The sequence below is a fragment of the Enterococcus sulfureus ATCC 49903 genome (assembly GCF_000407605.1).
Lineage (GTDB): Bacteria > Bacillota > Bacilli > Lactobacillales > Enterococcaceae > Enterococcus_G > Enterococcus_G sulfureus.
The window spans coordinates 162,913-178,742 of the sequence record NZ_ASWO01000001.1; the positions used below are offsets into that span (position 1 = coordinate 162,913).

Annotated in this window: 21 protein-coding genes and 1 other annotated feature; of the genes, 5 read left to right on the top strand and 16 right to left on the bottom strand. The window is 38.6% G+C overall.

All coding sequences use genetic code 11. The features are described from left to right. Window positions 1-84: 84 nt before the first annotated feature. The gene (locus I573_RS00795; RefSeq protein ID WP_016184653.1) at window positions 85-1,104 is read left to right on the top strand and encodes a branched-chain amino acid aminotransferase; all 1,020 of its coding nucleotides are present in this window, start codon (window positions 85-87) and stop codon (window positions 1,102-1,104) included. 93 nt (window positions 1,105-1,197) lie between these two features. On the opposite strand, the gene I573_RS00800 is transcribed toward I573_RS00795, so the two are convergent. From I573_RS00800 to rplK, 6 genes are all read right to left on the bottom strand, one after another. Next, window positions 1,198-1,398, bottom strand: coding sequence for a cold-shock protein (locus I573_RS00800; RefSeq protein ID WP_016184654.1), 201 nt, complete (start codon window positions 1,396-1,398; stop codon window positions 1,198-1,200). 276 nt (window positions 1,399-1,674) lie between these two features. Further along, window positions 1,675-1,848, bottom strand: a complete 174-nt coding sequence (locus I573_RS11480; RefSeq protein WP_016184655.1) for a hypothetical protein — start codon at window positions 1,846-1,848, stop codon at window positions 1,675-1,677. A gap of 89 nt (window positions 1,849-1,937) precedes the next feature. Next, a complete protein-coding gene (gene rplL / locus I573_RS00805; RefSeq protein WP_016184656.1) occupies window positions 1,938-2,303 on the bottom strand; it encodes a 50S ribosomal protein L7/L12 in 366 nt (121 codons plus the stop codon). Window positions 2,304-2,364: 61 nt separating this feature from the next. Next, window positions 2,365-2,868 carry a 50S ribosomal protein L10 gene (gene rplJ, locus I573_RS00810; protein ID WP_016184657.1) on the bottom strand — a complete coding sequence of 168 codons (504 nt, stop codon included), beginning with the start codon at window positions 2,866-2,868 and terminating at the stop codon, window positions 2,365-2,367. A 36-nt stretch (window positions 2,869-2,904) separates the two neighbouring features. Continuing rightward, window positions 2,905-3,029: a sequence feature (ribosomal protein L10 leader region), on the bottom strand. 54 nt (window positions 3,030-3,083) lie between these two features. After that, window positions 3,084-3,773, bottom strand: coding sequence for a 50S ribosomal protein L1 (rplA, locus tag I573_RS00815; RefSeq protein WP_016184658.1), 690 nt, complete (start codon window positions 3,771-3,773; stop codon window positions 3,084-3,086). Between the two features lie 99 nt (window positions 3,774-3,872). Continuing rightward, window positions 3,873-4,295, bottom strand: a complete 423-nt coding sequence (rplK, locus tag I573_RS00820; RefSeq protein WP_016184659.1) for a 50S ribosomal protein L11 — start codon at window positions 4,293-4,295, stop codon at window positions 3,873-3,875. A gap of 222 nt (window positions 4,296-4,517) precedes the next feature. Between rplK and sdaAB the strand changes: the two genes are divergently transcribed. Then, the gene (gene sdaAB / locus I573_RS00825) at window positions 4,518-5,183 is read left to right on the top strand and encodes an L-serine ammonia-lyase, iron-sulfur-dependent subunit beta (RefSeq protein ID WP_016184660.1); all 666 of its coding nucleotides are present in this window, start codon (window positions 4,518-4,520) and stop codon (window positions 5,181-5,183) included. Window positions 5,184-5,195: 12 nt separating this feature from the next. Then, entirely contained in the window at window positions 5,196-6,062 is an 867-nt protein-coding gene (gene sdaAA / locus I573_RS00830; RefSeq protein WP_016184661.1) for an L-serine ammonia-lyase, iron-sulfur-dependent, subunit alpha, read from the top strand. A gap of 43 nt (window positions 6,063-6,105) precedes the next feature. Here sdaAA and I573_RS00835 read toward each other — a convergent pair whose 3' ends face one another. The 4 genes from I573_RS00835 to rpmG all read right to left on the bottom strand — a co-directional run bounded on the left by I573_RS00835 (window position 6,106) and on the right by rpmG (window position 8,028). Further along, entirely contained in the window at window positions 6,106-6,966 is an 861-nt protein-coding gene (locus I573_RS00835; RefSeq protein WP_016184662.1) for an alpha/beta hydrolase, read from the bottom strand. Between the two features lie 53 nt (window positions 6,967-7,019). Further along, a complete protein-coding gene (gene nusG, locus I573_RS00840) occupies window positions 7,020-7,565 on the bottom strand; it encodes a transcription termination/antitermination protein NusG (RefSeq protein WP_016184663.1) in 546 nt (181 codons plus the stop codon). A 121-nt stretch (window positions 7,566-7,686) separates the two neighbouring features. Beyond that, window positions 7,687-7,857 carry a preprotein translocase subunit SecE gene (secE, locus tag I573_RS00845; protein ID WP_016184664.1) on the bottom strand — a complete coding sequence of 57 codons (171 nt, stop codon included), beginning with the start codon at window positions 7,855-7,857 and terminating at the stop codon, window positions 7,687-7,689. A gap of 18 nt (window positions 7,858-7,875) precedes the next feature. Further along, window positions 7,876-8,028, bottom strand: a complete 153-nt coding sequence (gene rpmG / locus I573_RS00850; protein ID WP_016184665.1) for a 50S ribosomal protein L33 — start codon at window positions 8,026-8,028, stop codon at window positions 7,876-7,878. 141 nt (window positions 8,029-8,169) lie between these two features. Here rpmG and cbpA point away from each other — a divergent pair, with 141 nt between their 5' ends. Then, a complete protein-coding gene (gene cbpA, locus I573_RS00855) occupies window positions 8,170-8,811 on the top strand; it encodes a cyclic di-AMP binding protein CbpA (RefSeq protein ID WP_016184666.1) in 642 nt (213 codons plus the stop codon). Window positions 8,812-8,840: 29 nt separating this feature from the next. On the opposite strand, the gene I573_RS00860 is transcribed toward cbpA, so the two are convergent. Together I573_RS00860 and I573_RS00865 are read right to left on the bottom strand one after the other, a co-directional pair. Further along, complete coding sequence (locus I573_RS00860) at window positions 8,841-9,338, bottom strand: QueT transporter family protein (protein WP_016184667.1); 498 nt, start codon at window positions 9,336-9,338, stop codon at window positions 8,841-8,843. Between the two features lie 117 nt (window positions 9,339-9,455). Further along, window positions 9,456-9,731 carry a hypothetical protein gene (locus I573_RS00865; protein ID WP_016184668.1) on the bottom strand — a complete coding sequence of 92 codons (276 nt, stop codon included), beginning with the start codon at window positions 9,729-9,731 and terminating at the stop codon, window positions 9,456-9,458. A gap of 373 nt (window positions 9,732-10,104) precedes the next feature. Here I573_RS00865 and I573_RS00870 point away from each other — a divergent pair, with 373 nt between their 5' ends. Then, complete coding sequence (locus I573_RS00870) at window positions 10,105-11,073, top strand: diacylglycerol/lipid kinase family protein (protein ID WP_016184669.1); 969 nt, start codon at window positions 10,105-10,107, stop codon at window positions 11,071-11,073. 12 nt (window positions 11,074-11,085) lie between these two features. On the opposite strand, the gene recD2 is transcribed toward I573_RS00870, so the two are convergent. The 4 genes from recD2 to I573_RS00890 all read right to left on the bottom strand — a co-directional run bounded on the left by recD2 (window position 11,086) and on the right by I573_RS00890 (window position 15,789). Then, window positions 11,086-13,527: an SF1B family DNA helicase RecD2 gene (gene recD2 / locus I573_RS00875; protein WP_016184670.1), complete on the bottom strand. Its 2,442-nt coding sequence runs from the start codon at window positions 13,525-13,527 to the stop codon at window positions 11,086-11,088. Window positions 13,528-13,549: 22 nt separating this feature from the next. Further along, window positions 13,550-14,200 carry a histidine phosphatase family protein gene (locus tag I573_RS00880; protein ID WP_016184671.1) on the bottom strand — a complete coding sequence of 217 codons (651 nt, stop codon included), beginning with the start codon at window positions 14,198-14,200 and terminating at the stop codon, window positions 13,550-13,552. A gap of 13 nt (window positions 14,201-14,213) precedes the next feature. Next, on the bottom strand, window positions 14,214-14,717 hold the full coding sequence (trmL, locus tag I573_RS00885; protein ID WP_016184672.1) for a tRNA (uridine(34)/cytosine(34)/5-carboxymethylaminomethyluridine(34)-2'-O)-methyltransferase TrmL: 504 nt from the start codon (window positions 14,715-14,717) through the stop codon (window positions 14,214-14,216). Between the two features lie 226 nt (window positions 14,718-14,943). Further along, window positions 14,944-15,789, bottom strand: coding sequence for a putative RNA methyltransferase (locus I573_RS00890; RefSeq protein WP_016184673.1), 846 nt, complete (start codon window positions 15,787-15,789; stop codon window positions 14,944-14,946). Between the last annotated feature and the right edge of the window lie 41 nt (window positions 15,790-15,830).

The window sequence follows — 15,830 nt, forward strand, 5'->3', positions numbered from 1 at the left end:
TCTTTTTAATGCACGAATTTTCAGAAAATAATGACAATAAAATTCAGAAATGATATACTGTGAAAAACAAAAGGAGTGGATGTTATGACAGCAACAATCGATTGGGAAAATTTAGGGTTTGACTATATCAAAACCCCTTATCGCTTTTTAGCGACATATAAAGATGGCGCTTGGGATGACGGCGTGTTAACAGAAGACAATGTTCTTCACATTTCTGAATCCTCTCCTGCTCTTCATTATGGTCAACAATGTTTTGAAGGATTAAAAGCCTATCGTAGAAAAGATGGCCGTATCAATTTATTCCGAGCGGATGAAAATAGCAAACGGTTAAATAAAAGTGCTTCACGTCTACGAATGCCTGACGTTCCCCAAGAGCTATTCTTAAAAGCCGTAACTGATGTGGTAAAGGCAAATGAAGAATTTGTACCTCCATACGGTACAGGAGCGACATTATATTTACGTCCATTACTTATCGGTGTTGGCGATATTATTGGCGTAAAACCGGCTAAAGAATTTATTTTTACTGTCTTTTGTATGCCAGTAGGTCCTTACTTTAAAGGTGGCTTGGTTCCCACAAACTTTATTGTCTCGGACTATGATCGTGCAGCACCAAATGGAACTGGTGCGGCGAAAACAGGTGGAAATTATGCAGCTAGTATGTTGCCAGGTGAAGAAGCGCATAAACAAAACTTTTCTGATTGTATCTATCTTGATCCTGAAACACATACCAAAATCGAAGAAGTTGGCTCAGCAAACTTTTTTGGGATCACTGCAGACAATCGTTTTATCACACCAAAATCACCTTCTATTTTACCAAGTATCACAAAATATTCATTACTTTATCTAGCTAGTGAGCGTTTAGGTCTAGATGCGATTGAAGGAGATATTTATATCGATCATTTAGATGAATTTGTCGAAGCGGGCGCATGTGGAACCGCTGCTGTTATCTCTCCTATTGGTGGAATCCAAACGAAAGATGATTTTCATGTCTTTTACAGTGAAACTGAAGTTGGCCCTGTCACAAAATCTTTATACGATGAGTTGGTTGGGATTCAATTTGGAGATAAACCGGCACCTGAAGGTTGGATCATTACACTTGATTAAGAAAACACGCGCCTCGTTAAACGAGGCGCGTGTTTTTAGATACAAAAAAAGTACTGTTACATAGGGTAACAGCACTTCGACATTAAATGTGAATTAAGCTTTAACTACGTTAGTTGCTTGTGGTCCACGTTGACCTTCTTCAACATCAAATGTAACTTCTTGGCCTTCTTCTAATGTTTTGAAGCCGTCAGTTTGGATAGCTGAAAAATGTACGAATACATCGTTTCCATCAGCATCTGTGATGAAGCCAAAACCTTTTTCTGAGTTAAACCATTTTACTGTACCGTTATTCATTGATAACTTACCTCCATAACACATCTCGTGTTTAATTGTAATGGAGTATGCGAAATGAAGTGAAATCCATTGTTAGAGTTACTCATTGTTGCATATCCGATTATTACCAAAACATCATACCATGAAATGTTTTGGACTACAATATTTTTGCTATAAGAAATTTCTATAAAAATTAAATAACGATAAATTTTTATTCTAATATGCATATTTTTCTTTTATAACAGTATATTTTTAATATAAATAATAAATAAAAAAACAAAACAACTATTTTTTAAATCACTTTTTTTTCCTAAAAAATGGTGTATCTTTATGACTATCATCCTCCGAAATAAACGATTCATCTTCTTTTTTGGTCGATAAACTGCCATACAAAATATCAAATCCTAAAAGCCCTAACACGATGGACAATGGAATATACACTCGTTTTTTTTCATACCATTTTGTTTTCATAGGTCTACACTCCTTTTTCTTGAGTATACACCCGTAAATACAAAAAAACTAGTAACTGGAGATCCAGTTACTAGTTTGAACATTAAAAATTATTTTAATGTGATTGAAGCGCCAACTTCTTCTAAAGCAGCTTTTAAAGCTTCTGCTTCTTCTTTAGAAACGCCTTCTTTAACTGCTGATGGAGCACCATCAACTACAGCTTTAGCTTCTTTTAAGCCTAAGCCAGTTGCTTCGCGAACTGCTTTGATAACTTTAACTTTTTGATCGCCAGCTGCAGTTAATTCAACAGTAAATTCTGTTTGTTCTTCAGCAGCAGCACCACCAGCTGCAGCAGCCGCTACAGGAGCAGCAGCAGTAACGCCAAATTCTTCTTCGATAGCTTTAACTAAGTCGTTTAATTCTAAGATTGTTGCGCCTTTAAGCTCTTCAACAATGTTTTCAATGTTCAATGCCATGATTGAGTTCCTCCATTTAATTAGGTTTTTTTATATAAAATAATGAATCATTATGCGGCGATTAAGCTGCATCTCCGTCTTCTTTTTCTGCCACTGCTTTGACAGCGTAAGCCACGTTGCGCACAGGCGCTTGTAGTACAGATAAAAGCATAGATAGCATTCCTTCGCGGTTTGGTAATTTCGCCAAAGCTGTAATTTCTTCCAAAGAAGAAACTTTACCTTCGATGATCCCACCTTTGATTTCTAATGCTTTTGCTTCTTGTGCAAATTCATCGATAATCTTCGCTGGAGCTACTACGTCTTCGTTACTAAATGCAACGGCTGTTGGTCCTGTGAATACTTCGTCAAGACCTTCTAAACCAGCTGCTTTAGCTGCACGAGATAAGATAGAGTTTTTGATTACTTTCATTTCTACGTTAGCGTCACGTAATTGTTTACGTAGACGAGTCACTTCGTCAACAGTTAATCCACGGTAATCCACAACGACTACAGATGCAGCGTCTTTGAATTTTACAGATACTTCTTCAACGATAGCGGCTTTTTTTGCGATAGCTGCTTCACTCATTTTATGTTTCACCTCCTGATTTTGATGGAAGAGTTTTTTTACAATAAAAAAACCCTATGCCACCGTAGACATAGAGGGACAATTGAATCGCTTCAATACATGTCCTCGGTAGGAATTATGGCTAAGCCACCTACTGTCTTCGGTACAGTTAATTATTAACCTTACACACCTTATCATAGATAAGATGTGCAAGTCAAGTGTTTTTCGCTTTTTTCTTAGAAAGAAGCTTGATCTACATGGATACCAGGACCAAATGTTGTTGTGATCGTGATATTTTTCATGTATTGACCTTTAGCAGCTGATGGTTTAGCTTTCACTAATACATCATTGATTGTTTTAAAGTTTTCGATTAATTTTTCGTTATCGAATGAAACTTTACCAATTGGTACATGAACGTTTCCAACTTTATCCACACGGTAAGTTACTTTACCAGCTTTTACTTCGTTGATTGCTTTTGTAACGTCCATTGTTACAGTACCAGTTTTAGGGTTAGGCATTAAACCTTTTGGTCCTAAAACGCGTCCTAGTTTACCAACTTCAGCCATCATGTCAGGTGTAGCGACAACAACGTCAAAGTCGAACCATCCGCCTTGGATTTTTTTCGCCATATCTGCATCGCCAACATAGTCAGCACCAGCAGCTTCAGCTTCTTTAGCTTTATCGCCTTTAGCGAATACTAAAACTTTTTGTGTTTTACCAGTTCCGTTAGGTAGAACCACAGCACCACGAATTTGTTGGTCTGCTTTCTTAGGATCTACGTTTAAACGGTAAGCAACTTCAACAGTTGCGTCGAATTTCGCGATATTTGTATCTTTCGCTAATGCAACAGCTTCTTCTACAGAGTAAGCTTTTGTCGCATCAACTTTTTTCAATGCATCTTGCATTTTTTTGCTTTTTTTAGCCATTTTGTGTTTCCTCCTTGGATGTGGTTATAGCGGTAGAACCTCCCACGTGTTCTTTATCTTTCAATATAGAACGAACTGAGAAGCTACTTCCTTTGGGTTTTATTCTACGATAATTCCCATGCTTCGTGCAGTTCCTTCGATCATGCGCATAGCAGCTTCTACGCTAGCAGCGTTTAGATCTTCCATTTTTAATTCAGCGATTTCTTTAACTTGATCGCTAGAAACAGTTGCAACTTTAGTTTTGTTTGGTTCACCAGAACCTTTTTCGATGTTTGCAGCTTTTTTCAATAATACTGCAGCCGGTGGTGTTTTTGTAACGAATGTGAATGAACGGTCTTCGTATACAGAAATCACTACTGGAATGATTAAACCTGCTTGATCAGCAGTACGAGCGTTGAATTCTTTTGTGAATCCCATGATGTTTACACCCGCTTGACCTAATGCAGGACCTACTGGTGGTGCTGGTGTTGCTTTACCTGCAGGAATTTGCAATTTAACGATTTTTTCTACTTTTTTTGCCACGAGACAAACCTCCTTAAGTCCGTGATGTGGTGAATTGGAGATACGTATTTCTCCTCCCACGTTAAAAACACACTTCAACACGAATTGAAGCATACTGGTATATTATAGCAAAGAAAAAATAAATTTCAACTAATTTCTCTCTCATTTTCAAACAAATTTCATACGCTTCATTCATTCCTGTGCTACACTACAAACGAAACCTATAGATTGAGGAGAAACAATATGGAACAATTAAATTATCGTAGCGTCTTTGATATTATCGGACCCGTTATGGTTGGGCCTAGTAGCTCACATACGGCAGGTGCTGCCAGAATCGGAAAAGTCATTCGTCATATTTTTGGTGAACAACCCGAAGTCGTCGATATTTTCTTATATGAATCATTTGCAAAAACCTATCGCGGTCATGGAACTGACATCGCTCTAGTAGGTGGCTTACTCGACATGGAACCAGATGATCCTCGTTTAGGCGATTCGCTTAAACTTGCCTATGAAGCAGGTATGGAAGTCCTCTTCACTCCTAAAAAGGAAAAAGCGGAACATCCGAATATGGTACAAATGGTTGTATCAAAAGGAAACCGTAAGTTGTCGGTTACAGGTATTTCAATCGGTGGTGGAAATATTCAAATTTCTGAGGTCAATGGCTTCAAACTTTCTTTAAGCTTGGGTACACCGACGTTTATTGTTGTTCACCAAGACGTTCCTGGAATGATCGCTCGTGTCAGCAACGTCTTATCAGATGCCAATGTGAACATCGGGACCATGACCGTTACCCGTGAATCTAAAGGAGAAAATGCCATCATGATCATTGAAGTCGATGAACGTGATAATGAAGTGTTAGAAAAAATTCGTCAAATCGCCCAGATCCATAGTGCGGCTTACTTTGATTAAAGGAGAATTCAAATGTTTTATTCGATAGAAGATTTAGTTGCACAAAGCGCAACTTACCCCTCAGTTGCTGAACTAATGATCGCAACTGAAATTGAGATGACGGGTCGAACGCGAGAAGAAATTTACACCTTGATGGAACGCAACTTGCACGTGATGGAACAATCGATCGAAGAAGGCGTTGCTGGTGTAACGTCTGTGACTGGACTAACTGGTGGCGACGCCGTTAAGATGAACGATTATTTAGAAAATGGACAATTTTTAAGCGGTGAAACGATTTTAACTGCCGTTCGCAATGCAATTGCTGTAAATGAAGTCAATGCCAAAATGGGCTTGATCTGTGCCACACCTACAGCAGGTAGTGCCGGCGTTGTCCCTGGTGTGTTAATGGCTTGTCGTGAACGCTTAGCATTGACTCACCAACAACAATTAGATTTTTTATTTACCGCTGGAGCTTTTGGGCTTGTCATTGCCAACAATGCTTCAATTTCAGGCGCTGAAGGTGGCTGTCAAGCCGAAGTTGGTTCTGCTAGCGCGATGGCAGCTGCAGCACTTGTCGCCATCAATGGCGGATCTGCACATCAATCTGCTCAAGCCGTTGCCATTACGTTAAAAAATATGATGGGGTTGATTTGTGATCCTGTTGCAGGACTTGTCGAAGTCCCTTGTGTAAAACGCAATGCATTGGGTTCCTCGCAAGCTTTTATCTCTGCTGATATGGCTTTAGCTGGTATTGAAAGTGTGATCCCACCAGATGAAGTCGTCGAAGCGATGTATCAAGTTGGCCGTCAAATGCCTTCGATTTTTAGAGAAACTGGTGAAGGCGGCTTGGCTGCAACGCCGACTGCTCGCCGTTTAGCTAAAGAGATCATGGGTGACTAATAAAAAAACCATCACAGTAGCATTCGGCTGCTGTGATGGTTTTTTACTTCCATAAGAAATTGGCCACAACTCGATCGACCTTTTCATTTTCATGTAAGGCACTATGCTGAGCTTGTTCACCTGTAATAATCGTTGAATGTACGTTGATTCCTTCTGCATTAAGTAAAGGAATGATCGATAAACTACTCGCTAACGGAACCGTCCCATCACTTAACTCATCTGCAGATAGTTCACCACTAATAATTTCGACCTGAATGTCTTTAGGCAAGTAATCTGCTCCCATTTGATAATTTTCATATCGCGCAGAAAGTTGATCTGGCCCATTTTGTAATAACTCTTGTTGTGTTTGCGTTTCGAAAGTATCCAAAAATTCGTTGAATGGCGCTCCTATCGCAATGACTTTTTCAATAAGTGGATGCATCGTATCTTGATCTTGCATTAGGTAATCAAAAATACTCACGCCTCCCATCGAATGTCCCACTAGATTCACCTGTTCTATCCCTTGGGTTTTTAAAGAAGCTAAGACTTCTGAGATCCAAAAAGCTTGATTGTCTTGGGTACTTTTATTGTCTTCAAAGATTACTTGAATCATGGGATTTGTCTTTTGTTTTGATACCGTCCCCTCTTGTCTAAGCTCTCCTGTTTCCGATACATAAATCGTGGCTTCTTGCGTAGCATCGGCTAAACGTGTTAATCGTTTGAGCATCGAACCAAATGATCCCTTACCACCAGAATATCCATGAAAAAAAACAGTCGGTGTACTCGTTTTTTGTATATTTTGCTCACTTGAAACAACTTGTTGCTTTGTTTGTTTTTCTTCAGGCTTCGTGAGACCACACCCTGAAAGCACAAAGAATAAGACTACGATACTCATAATCATTTTAATCCATACTCGTTTTTTCACTGCGCTCACTCCTTAAAAAAACCGCAAACGAGCGTTCGTTTACGGTTTAACTATTAGTCGATATCGTCTACTTGATCAAAGTCAAGTTCAGTACTTGTTTCACGACCAAACATGTCGATATTTACTTTTAATTTTTGTTTTTCTTCGTCGATTTCTGCTACTTGACCTTCAAGACCTGAAAAAGCACCTTCGATAATTTTGACGGTTTGTCCAAGTTCAACGTTTAATTCTACAGCACGTGTACTCATGCCTAATGAGCGCAAGATACTATTGATTTCTTCTGGTAACAATGGTGCGGGTTTGCTTCCTGCGCCATGAGAACCAACAAATCCTGTTACACCTGGTGTATTGCGGATCACATACCATGACTCATCGGTCATAATCATTTCGACTAACACATATCCTGGGAATGTCTTATGTACGATCTCTTTTTCTTTCCCATTCTTTACTTCTGTTTCCACTTCTTCTGGCACAACTACACGGAAAATGTAATCGCCCATACGCATACTTTGCGCACGTGATTCAATGTTTGTTTTGACCTTATTTTCGTATCCTGAGTATGTATGAAGTACATACCAACTTCTCTCAAAAGATTCCATCACTTAAGGACTCCTTTTATTTTTTTGTAAAATAAAAAAACCTCAGTTACACCGAAGTTTTTTCTCTCGTACCAAAGTATAGCATGGAATGCAGAATATTTCTAGTCGCAAAACGACAAGTCTATTTTAAAATCCAAGCAAATACGTTTTGGATAGCTGTATCCATCAAGAAGAACAAAACAGCAAAAATCAACGAAGTCTCGATAACGACAATCGTATCTTTACGCAATTGTTTTCCTGAAGGCCATGTAACATTTTTCATTTCGTCGATGACGCTGCGAATAAATTTCATGAGAACTGCCTCCGTTTTTTATTTTGTTTCTCTATGTATTGTATATTGGTTACAATATTTACAAAACTTATTGATCTCTAAGCGATCGCCTTTTTTGCCTTCGCTAACTGATTTCGAATAATTTCGAGAACCACAAACAGAGCAAGCCAATGCTGCTTTTTTTGTTGCCATAAGATAGCCTCCTGTCCGTTTCTTTTCTCACTTCTTAAAGTTAGCATGATTTAAAAAAACTGTCAATCACGATCAAAATTATTTCTATAGTTTTTCGAGTAGGTATGCTATCATAAACGAAAAGGATAAGGAGGTTTCTTTATGTTATTAAAAACAATGGTGTATAAAAAAGCAGACTTAACGACGGTCCTAGAAACGGCTACGTTAGCCGAAGCATTGACGATTTTAGAAGATTCTGGTTATCGTTGTGTCCCGATCTTAGATGAAACAGGTAAGATCTTCCGTGGAAATATTTATAAAATGCATATCTATCGTCATAAAGCCAATGGTGGCGATATGAGTTTACCTGTTACTTCGCTATTAAAAAATGCTACTAAATTTATTTATGTCAATTCATCTTTCTTCAATGTGTTCTTTACAATTAAAGAATTGCCATATATTGCCGTATTAGATGAGCACGATCATTTCTATGGGATCTTAACACATAGCTCACTACTTTCAGTTTTGGCACAATCTTGGAATGTCGAACAAGGAAGCTACGTACTAACGATTGCTTCTACTGGTAAAAAGGGTGATTTAGCTGCTATTTCCAAAATTATTGCGAAACATAGTAGTATCGCAAGTTGTATCACACTAGATATCGGTAAAGATGAATTTATTCGTCGCACGTTGATTACTCTGCCTGCAGAAACGACACAAGCGACTTTAGACAAAATCATCGAACAACTCGAAAGCAAGCTCTTTAAAGTCGTTGAAATCGAAGACTTAAAAGCAGAACGCTAAAAAAGAGACGACTAAGGTCGTCTCTTTTTTTAAATACGCTCTTTAAAATGAACGACTCTATCGACAGCTAACATAACCGGCGCAGAGATCGTCATAATAATCAATTCGCTTAATGCAGTTGTTGCATACGTTGGCCAGAACGGTAGATCTAATGTCAGATATAACATAAAAGCAATCAAACACATACTGATGGTAAAAAAGAAAATGTTGCAGATCATCAATATAAGTTTGTTTTCGACGAATTTCCCTACCCAGATCGTTGCAGCTAGCGCAATTAATGTCTGTCCTCCACCAAATAACACATCCAATGGTCCATTTCCAAAAAATAGATTATAGACGATAACGCCGCCAAAGACGCCCCAAATAAATTTACGATTGAACACGACTAAATGATTCAGACTTTCTGATAGACGAAATTGGATCGCTCCAGATTGATACGGTAATACAAAACACAAGACTACATAAATCGCCATAATCACAGCATTTGCAGTCAAGGTACGAACTGACATCGCTTGTTTTGATTTCATAATTATATTTCCTACTTTCTCCGAGTTTTGATTACGCGGGATGGTTGATGAACCGCGTGGTATTTTACACACCGTTAGCTAGTGTAAAGAACTCTATAAAAAAAGTCAAGCAGAGAATCAACTCGCTTTTTTTTCAAGGAATCGTGCCGCTTGTCTCGACGTTGAAATCGGTTGGACAGGTGTGCTTTCCACATCTAACGCTTCTTCTTCCTCTTCGTTCGTATGCACTAGAAAAAAATAGCCGATAACAAGGAAACTATATAATCCTAACAATATCGTTTGTAGACTAAGAAAAAAATAATTGCTAACTCGACTGTCTAGTGCGAATTGTTGCATCCCCCATTGAACGATTACTAGAAATAAAGAAGTCCCCACTAGATGATAATATTTCATCTTATCACTCCTTTGCTTGCAAAAGTATAGTCAAAAAGACTTTAGAAAGCAAGTAGTTTTACCTCTCAACAAAATGTAAACGCTTGCTTTATTCTTTTGATTATAGTAGAATTATACACGTAAGGAGGACACGTACATTCCCAGTCAGACATTCGATGTAGGTAATGTCTAAACAGAATTGTGTAAGCCTCTATAAGCGTAAGTGGGAATCGGACATGCTCCTTACTCACTATTATCCATGACTCAATTACTAGACAAAGTGCAGTAAAGATGCAGACCACCTTTGTCTCAGGAATTGAGTCCTTTTTTATTTTGGTTCCAAAAGAGATAATGGTATAATAAAGGTCAAGTTGATTTTTACTGGAGTGTAGGCATGAAACGAATCTTTCATATCCTTGTGAATCCTGCTGCTGGCGGTGGACAAGGAGCAAAAACAGCAAAACAAATCATTTCTATTTTAAAAGAATATCGCTTCACTTATTTTCTTTACGCTACCGAATATCCTGGACATGAGCTTGAATTAACGCAAAAGTTGCTCCAAACAGAAAAAATCAGTCCTTTCCCTGTGGACGGCAACCTTGCAGAACAAGAGATCATCCCCATCTTGGTCGTCATTGGTGGAGATGGCACCTTACACCAAGTGCTCAACCAACTTCATGCGTATAGTACCCGTTATCCAGTAGCCTATATTAAAGCTGGAAGTGGAAACGATTTTGCACGCGCATTTCACTCTGCAAAAACTCCTGAAGAAATCTTTTGGGGCTTTCTAGAACGACAAGTTCCCCTAGAAGTACCGATTTTACGCTATCAAGAAGCGGTAACAAATCAAACCGGGGTCTTTTGTAATAACTTAGGGATCGGTCTTGATGGAAAAATCGTAAAGAAAGTCAATTTAAGCAAACGAAAACATTGGTTCCATTCGCTTCATATTGGAAAATTCAGCTATTTTTCTAGTATCTTAACGAGCTTTTTTCAACAGCGTCCATTCCCGATTCGCGTCGAATTTAATGGACAAGAACGGATTTTTCGTAAAACGTTACTCTTTACGGTAACCAATCATCCTTATTTTGGTGGAGGAATCGCTATTGCTCCTCATGCAGAGTTAACAGATGACACCTTTAAACTAGTCGTCGTTCAAAAAATGGCGTTTGTTAAACTTCTACACCTGTTTTATCTGATTTTGCGCAAAAAGCAACTTCGCTCAAAACATTTTAAACACTATTCATTAAAAAAATTACGCGTACTGGCGACAACGCCTCAAGATGTGCATCTCGATGGAGAATCACTTGAAGGAAAAAGCTACGATCTCACCATTACACTTACTTCACAATTATTTTGGTAAAAAAACCAATGACTAGTAGTCATTGGTTTTTTCGTATTCTTGTGGTCTCACATCCCCCATGCCGATCATGGGGTCTATCGCACGACTTTCAATTAGTTCAAGCGTTAAAATCGATTCTTTTGACTCAGATGCATAGTCTTGAGTAGTTTCTTCTACTTTATCTGCATGATTTTCAACGACTTCCTTTGTTGAAGGTGGAGCTAAAGTGCGTCCTTTTCCTTCTACTTCTAGTAAACGCTCTTTTAATGTTGTCGCACGTAAATTTGACTCTTGCTGCACACAACGGGCATACGCCTCGACTTCTCCAAGTAAAATCAATTTTTCTTTACTTCGCGTAATCGCCGTGTACAATAAATTTCGTTGTAACATACGTTGGTATTGTTGCACCATCGGCAAAATGACCATTTTAAATTCGCTACCTTGTGACTTATGGATCGTACAGCAATAAGATAGTGTGATTTTCTGCCAATCGTTACGGCGATACGTCACTTCATTTGCATCAAATTGAATCACGAGCTCATCGACTTTGTCTTCAGAATCTTTTGCATAGACGATTCCTACGATTTGACCCATGTCCCCGTTAAAGACATTGTCTTCTGGTGAATTGACCAATTGTAATACTTTGTCTCCGATACGATAGACAGTATCATTGAATTTCACTTCTTTTTTACGCCCATCATTTGGATTAAAGATTTCTTGCATCATTTTATTTAACGCATCGACTCCAGCTGCACCTTTATACATAGGAGCTAAAATCTGGATATCTTGGGCAGTAAATCCTTTTGCCTTAGCTTTTTGTACGATCTGGGCAATGATCGGCTCGATTTGGTAGGCATCACATGCAAAAAATGAGCGATCCGACTGATTTTGAGTAAAATCTTGTGGCAAGCGACCATTTTTAATTTCATGCGCTAAAGAAATCACACTTGACCCATCACCTTGACGGTAGATCTCTGTGAGTTCATATTTTGGTAAAAATGGCGTTTGCAATAAGTCGTGGAGAACTTGTCCTGGTCCAACAGAAGGCAGTTGATCTTTATCCCCTACTAGAATAATTTGCATATTAGTCGATAATGCTTTAAACAATGTATTGGCTAACCACGTATCGACCATCGACATTTCATCTACGATCAATAAACCGCCTTCCAATTCTTTAGTCTCCATCTCGATATCTTGTTCTTGATTATTTAAACCTAGTAAACGATGGATCGTTCCACTAGGAAGTCCTGTTGTTTCATTCATTCGTTTGGCTGCTCGGCCAGTAGGTGCAGCTAATAAGATTGGGAAAGTTTCACTCGTATACTGACTTGGATCCAATTCTACTTCATGTAAATGGGCAAACATATGCACGATCCCATTGATCACTGTTGTTTTCCCAGTTCCAGGTCCTCCAGTAAGCATAAAAAAAGGCGAACGGATCGCTTCTTTGATCGCCTCTTCTTGAGAAGCCCCATAGCGTATCCCTAATTCTTTTTCCACTTTTTTAAAGGTTTGATCCAATTCTTTATCCGTAAATTTGATTGCCTGTTTGCGTTTCATCAAGCGATGAATCGACTGGGCGATTCCGATTTCTGAAAAATACAAGCGTTTTTCGTAAATCGCAGTGCCTTCTTGATACACTTTTCCTTCTTCTACTAGTTCGATCAATCCATCTGCGACTTGATCGACCGACATTTCAACTGGTCGACTCGTTTCAAGTAACGAAATCGTTTGTTCTAACAACCGTTTTGCTTGAACATAGGTATCTCCTGTTTGAATCGATACTTGCATCAATTGATGAAATAAAGCTGCTTTGATTCGAGCGTTTGCATGCGGTGTGATCCCTAGTTGTTCAGCAATCAAATCGGCTTTTTTAAAACCGATCCCTTCAATATCTTCTACCAGTTGATACGGATTTTCTTGAATGATCTCCAAAGCTTCATTGCGATATTTTTGATAGATGGCAAACGATAAGCGACTTCCGAAACCATATTCCGTTAATCCTACAATAACTTGATCCATTCCATGATTCAAACGTAAGGTCTCTACGATCATATCACGCTTTTTTTTATTCAAATGTGGCAAAGTTTGCAATAAACTAGGATCTTCTAAAATTTTTTCAATTGCTTGTTCGCCAAATGCATCTACAATAGTTTGCGCCGTTTTTTTACCAATTCCAGGAAATTTATCACTTGATAAATAATGAACGATCCCTGCAGCCGAAGTCGGTTGCTCTTTTTGATACGTTTCAACACTTAATTGTTTTCCGTATTTTGGATGCTCCACTAATTGTCCATGAAACCGATACGTTTCTTCTTCTTGAACATCGCCAAAACTTCCTGTGACTACGATTTCTTTTTCACGATAATCTGCTGTGGTCTCGTCAACTTTTACCAGCAACACTTTGTAAAAATTAGTCGGATTTTGATAAAAAATAGCGGCTACCTTGCCGATAAAAACTTCTTTTTCTGGCATAGGTCTCCGCTCCTTTCTTTGATTAGAGTAATGAATCTGCACTAGTTGGATCTGACAAAAAGGAGACGTCATTCCATTTCACTAGTGTATAAGGTAATACTTTATGTTCTGTTTCTAATATCGTCAAACTATTATTGTATAAGCCACCCATGTCACGTAATTGCGATACTGGCTTGCCAATTAACGCTTGAATCGCAGCTGTCATCGACGTTCCATGACCTACGAATAAGATCGGGCCTTCATGTTGCGTCACTTTTTCAGTGATCGTATGCATCATACGTACTAACATTTCACTAACTGTTTCACCATCAAAGGCAGTAGGATCGTATTGATCTAAATGATAACGCATATTCTCAAGTGTCGGACCATATAGCAAACGCATCTCATCGATTAATTGTCCCTCCAAAGAACCATACCCCATCTCTAGCAATCCATCCTCTGCAAAAATAGGCACTGCATGTTCAAGTTGTGCTTCGATTGCTTGCGCTGTATCACGAGCACGTTTGGCGGTACTACAATAGATCGCTTCAAAAGGCACTGTTTTTAGTTCTCGACCTAGACTAGCCACTTCTTCATAACTACTTGCTAATAAAGGAGAATCCCCCTTCATCCCCTGAAAACGGCGTTCCAAATTCCACTCGGTTTTTCCGTGTCTCGTAAAATAAAGGTACATCTCATTTCTCCTTTTAATCGATTTTATCGTTTGGATAGTGGTGTGTCCGTTCTAAATTTGGAAAATCTTGTTGGCGTAGCGCTTCGTATAAAATCAGCGCTGCCGTATTTGAAAGATTTAACGAACGCACATGTTCATCGTTCATTGGAATACGTAAACATTTGTCTGCGTGTTCACGCATAAATTCTTCTGGTAGTCCTGTCGTTTCTTTTCCAAACAAGAAGAAATGATCTTCATTGTCATTAAAATTCACGTCTGAATAGGTTGCATTCGCAAATTTTGAGATCAAGTGCAATTGGCGATCACCTAAATAGTCCATAAACGCATCAAGACTTTTATGATACGTAATATCAACAGCTTCCCAATAATCTAATCCTGCACGTTTTAATTGTTTATCATCTGTTGAAAATCCTAATGGTTCAATAAGATGTAACGGAGAATTTGTCGCGGCACATGTACGCGAGATATTTCCGGTATTGGCTGGAATAAGTGGTTCAAATAATACGATATGGTTCACAAAAAAGGACTCCTTCAATAGTCAACTATGCTCAAGGCATGTGTGTTTAAAATAAAAAAAACGTACCAACTCGGTGATCAAGCACGGCGAGTCGTTACGTTAGTGAAGCTCTCTTCACTAACTTTTATCAGAACAGGATGCTGATAAAAACTAATGAAAAATGACTTGAAATTAATATATCACTCTCATGTTATTTATGCAAGCATAAAGTGAAAAAAAACAGAAATTATTTGCTCTTTTTACCGATTAAAATTTCTAAATCTATGGTTACTTTCGTTAAGGGTGCATGTTGTAGCGCTTTTTTTCGTTCTTCTGACGCGCCCCACTCTAATGGAGACATTTCTAAAATATCGAATTGACGTGCCGTTGGGATATCAAATACATAAGTCAAATGGTGTTTTTCCACTTGTTCAAATGCTTGTTCAAATTTTTCTACTACACGTTCATTGGAGTAATGCTGCTTTTTCTCATCGTCTGGGTAAAAAGCTTTTCGTAATTCATTCAAGTAAAGTGGTCCAGGAACAACTTTGATCAACTGGCCACCTGGTTGTAGTACACGATCAAATTCTTGATAATTAGAAGGAGAAAAAATATTTAATAATGTCGTAAAACTGTGATCGGCAAAGGGTAGATTCGTTAAATCCGCAGTACACCAAAAACTATCTGTTGCCTGATTGGTCGCTAGATAGACACCTTCTTTTGCAATATCAAATCCCACACCGACTTTGATGTTTGCCTGTTGGGTCAACTGGGCCAAAAAGCTTCCTTCTCCACACCCGATATCCAGGACACAAGACGGATCGATTTTTTGTGCCATTAACTCGACCAAGGGCAGGTACATGCCAGATTCGATCATTCGTCCTCTTGCTTCAAACAAATGCTGATCATAGTCACTAGCAATCGGCTTCGTTAGAAAATGAATCGTTCCTTTTTTGGATACATCAAAGCGATGCCCATTCCCACAGACTACTCCACTTTCACTTGTTGCCATCGTTTCATGACATAATGGGCAACGAAATCGGGTAGCTTCTTGTTGTAAAAACAATTTTGCCCGATCGATTTTTTTTAACATAGACTTCCCTCGACTTTCTTCTTTGACTACTTTAGCATAAA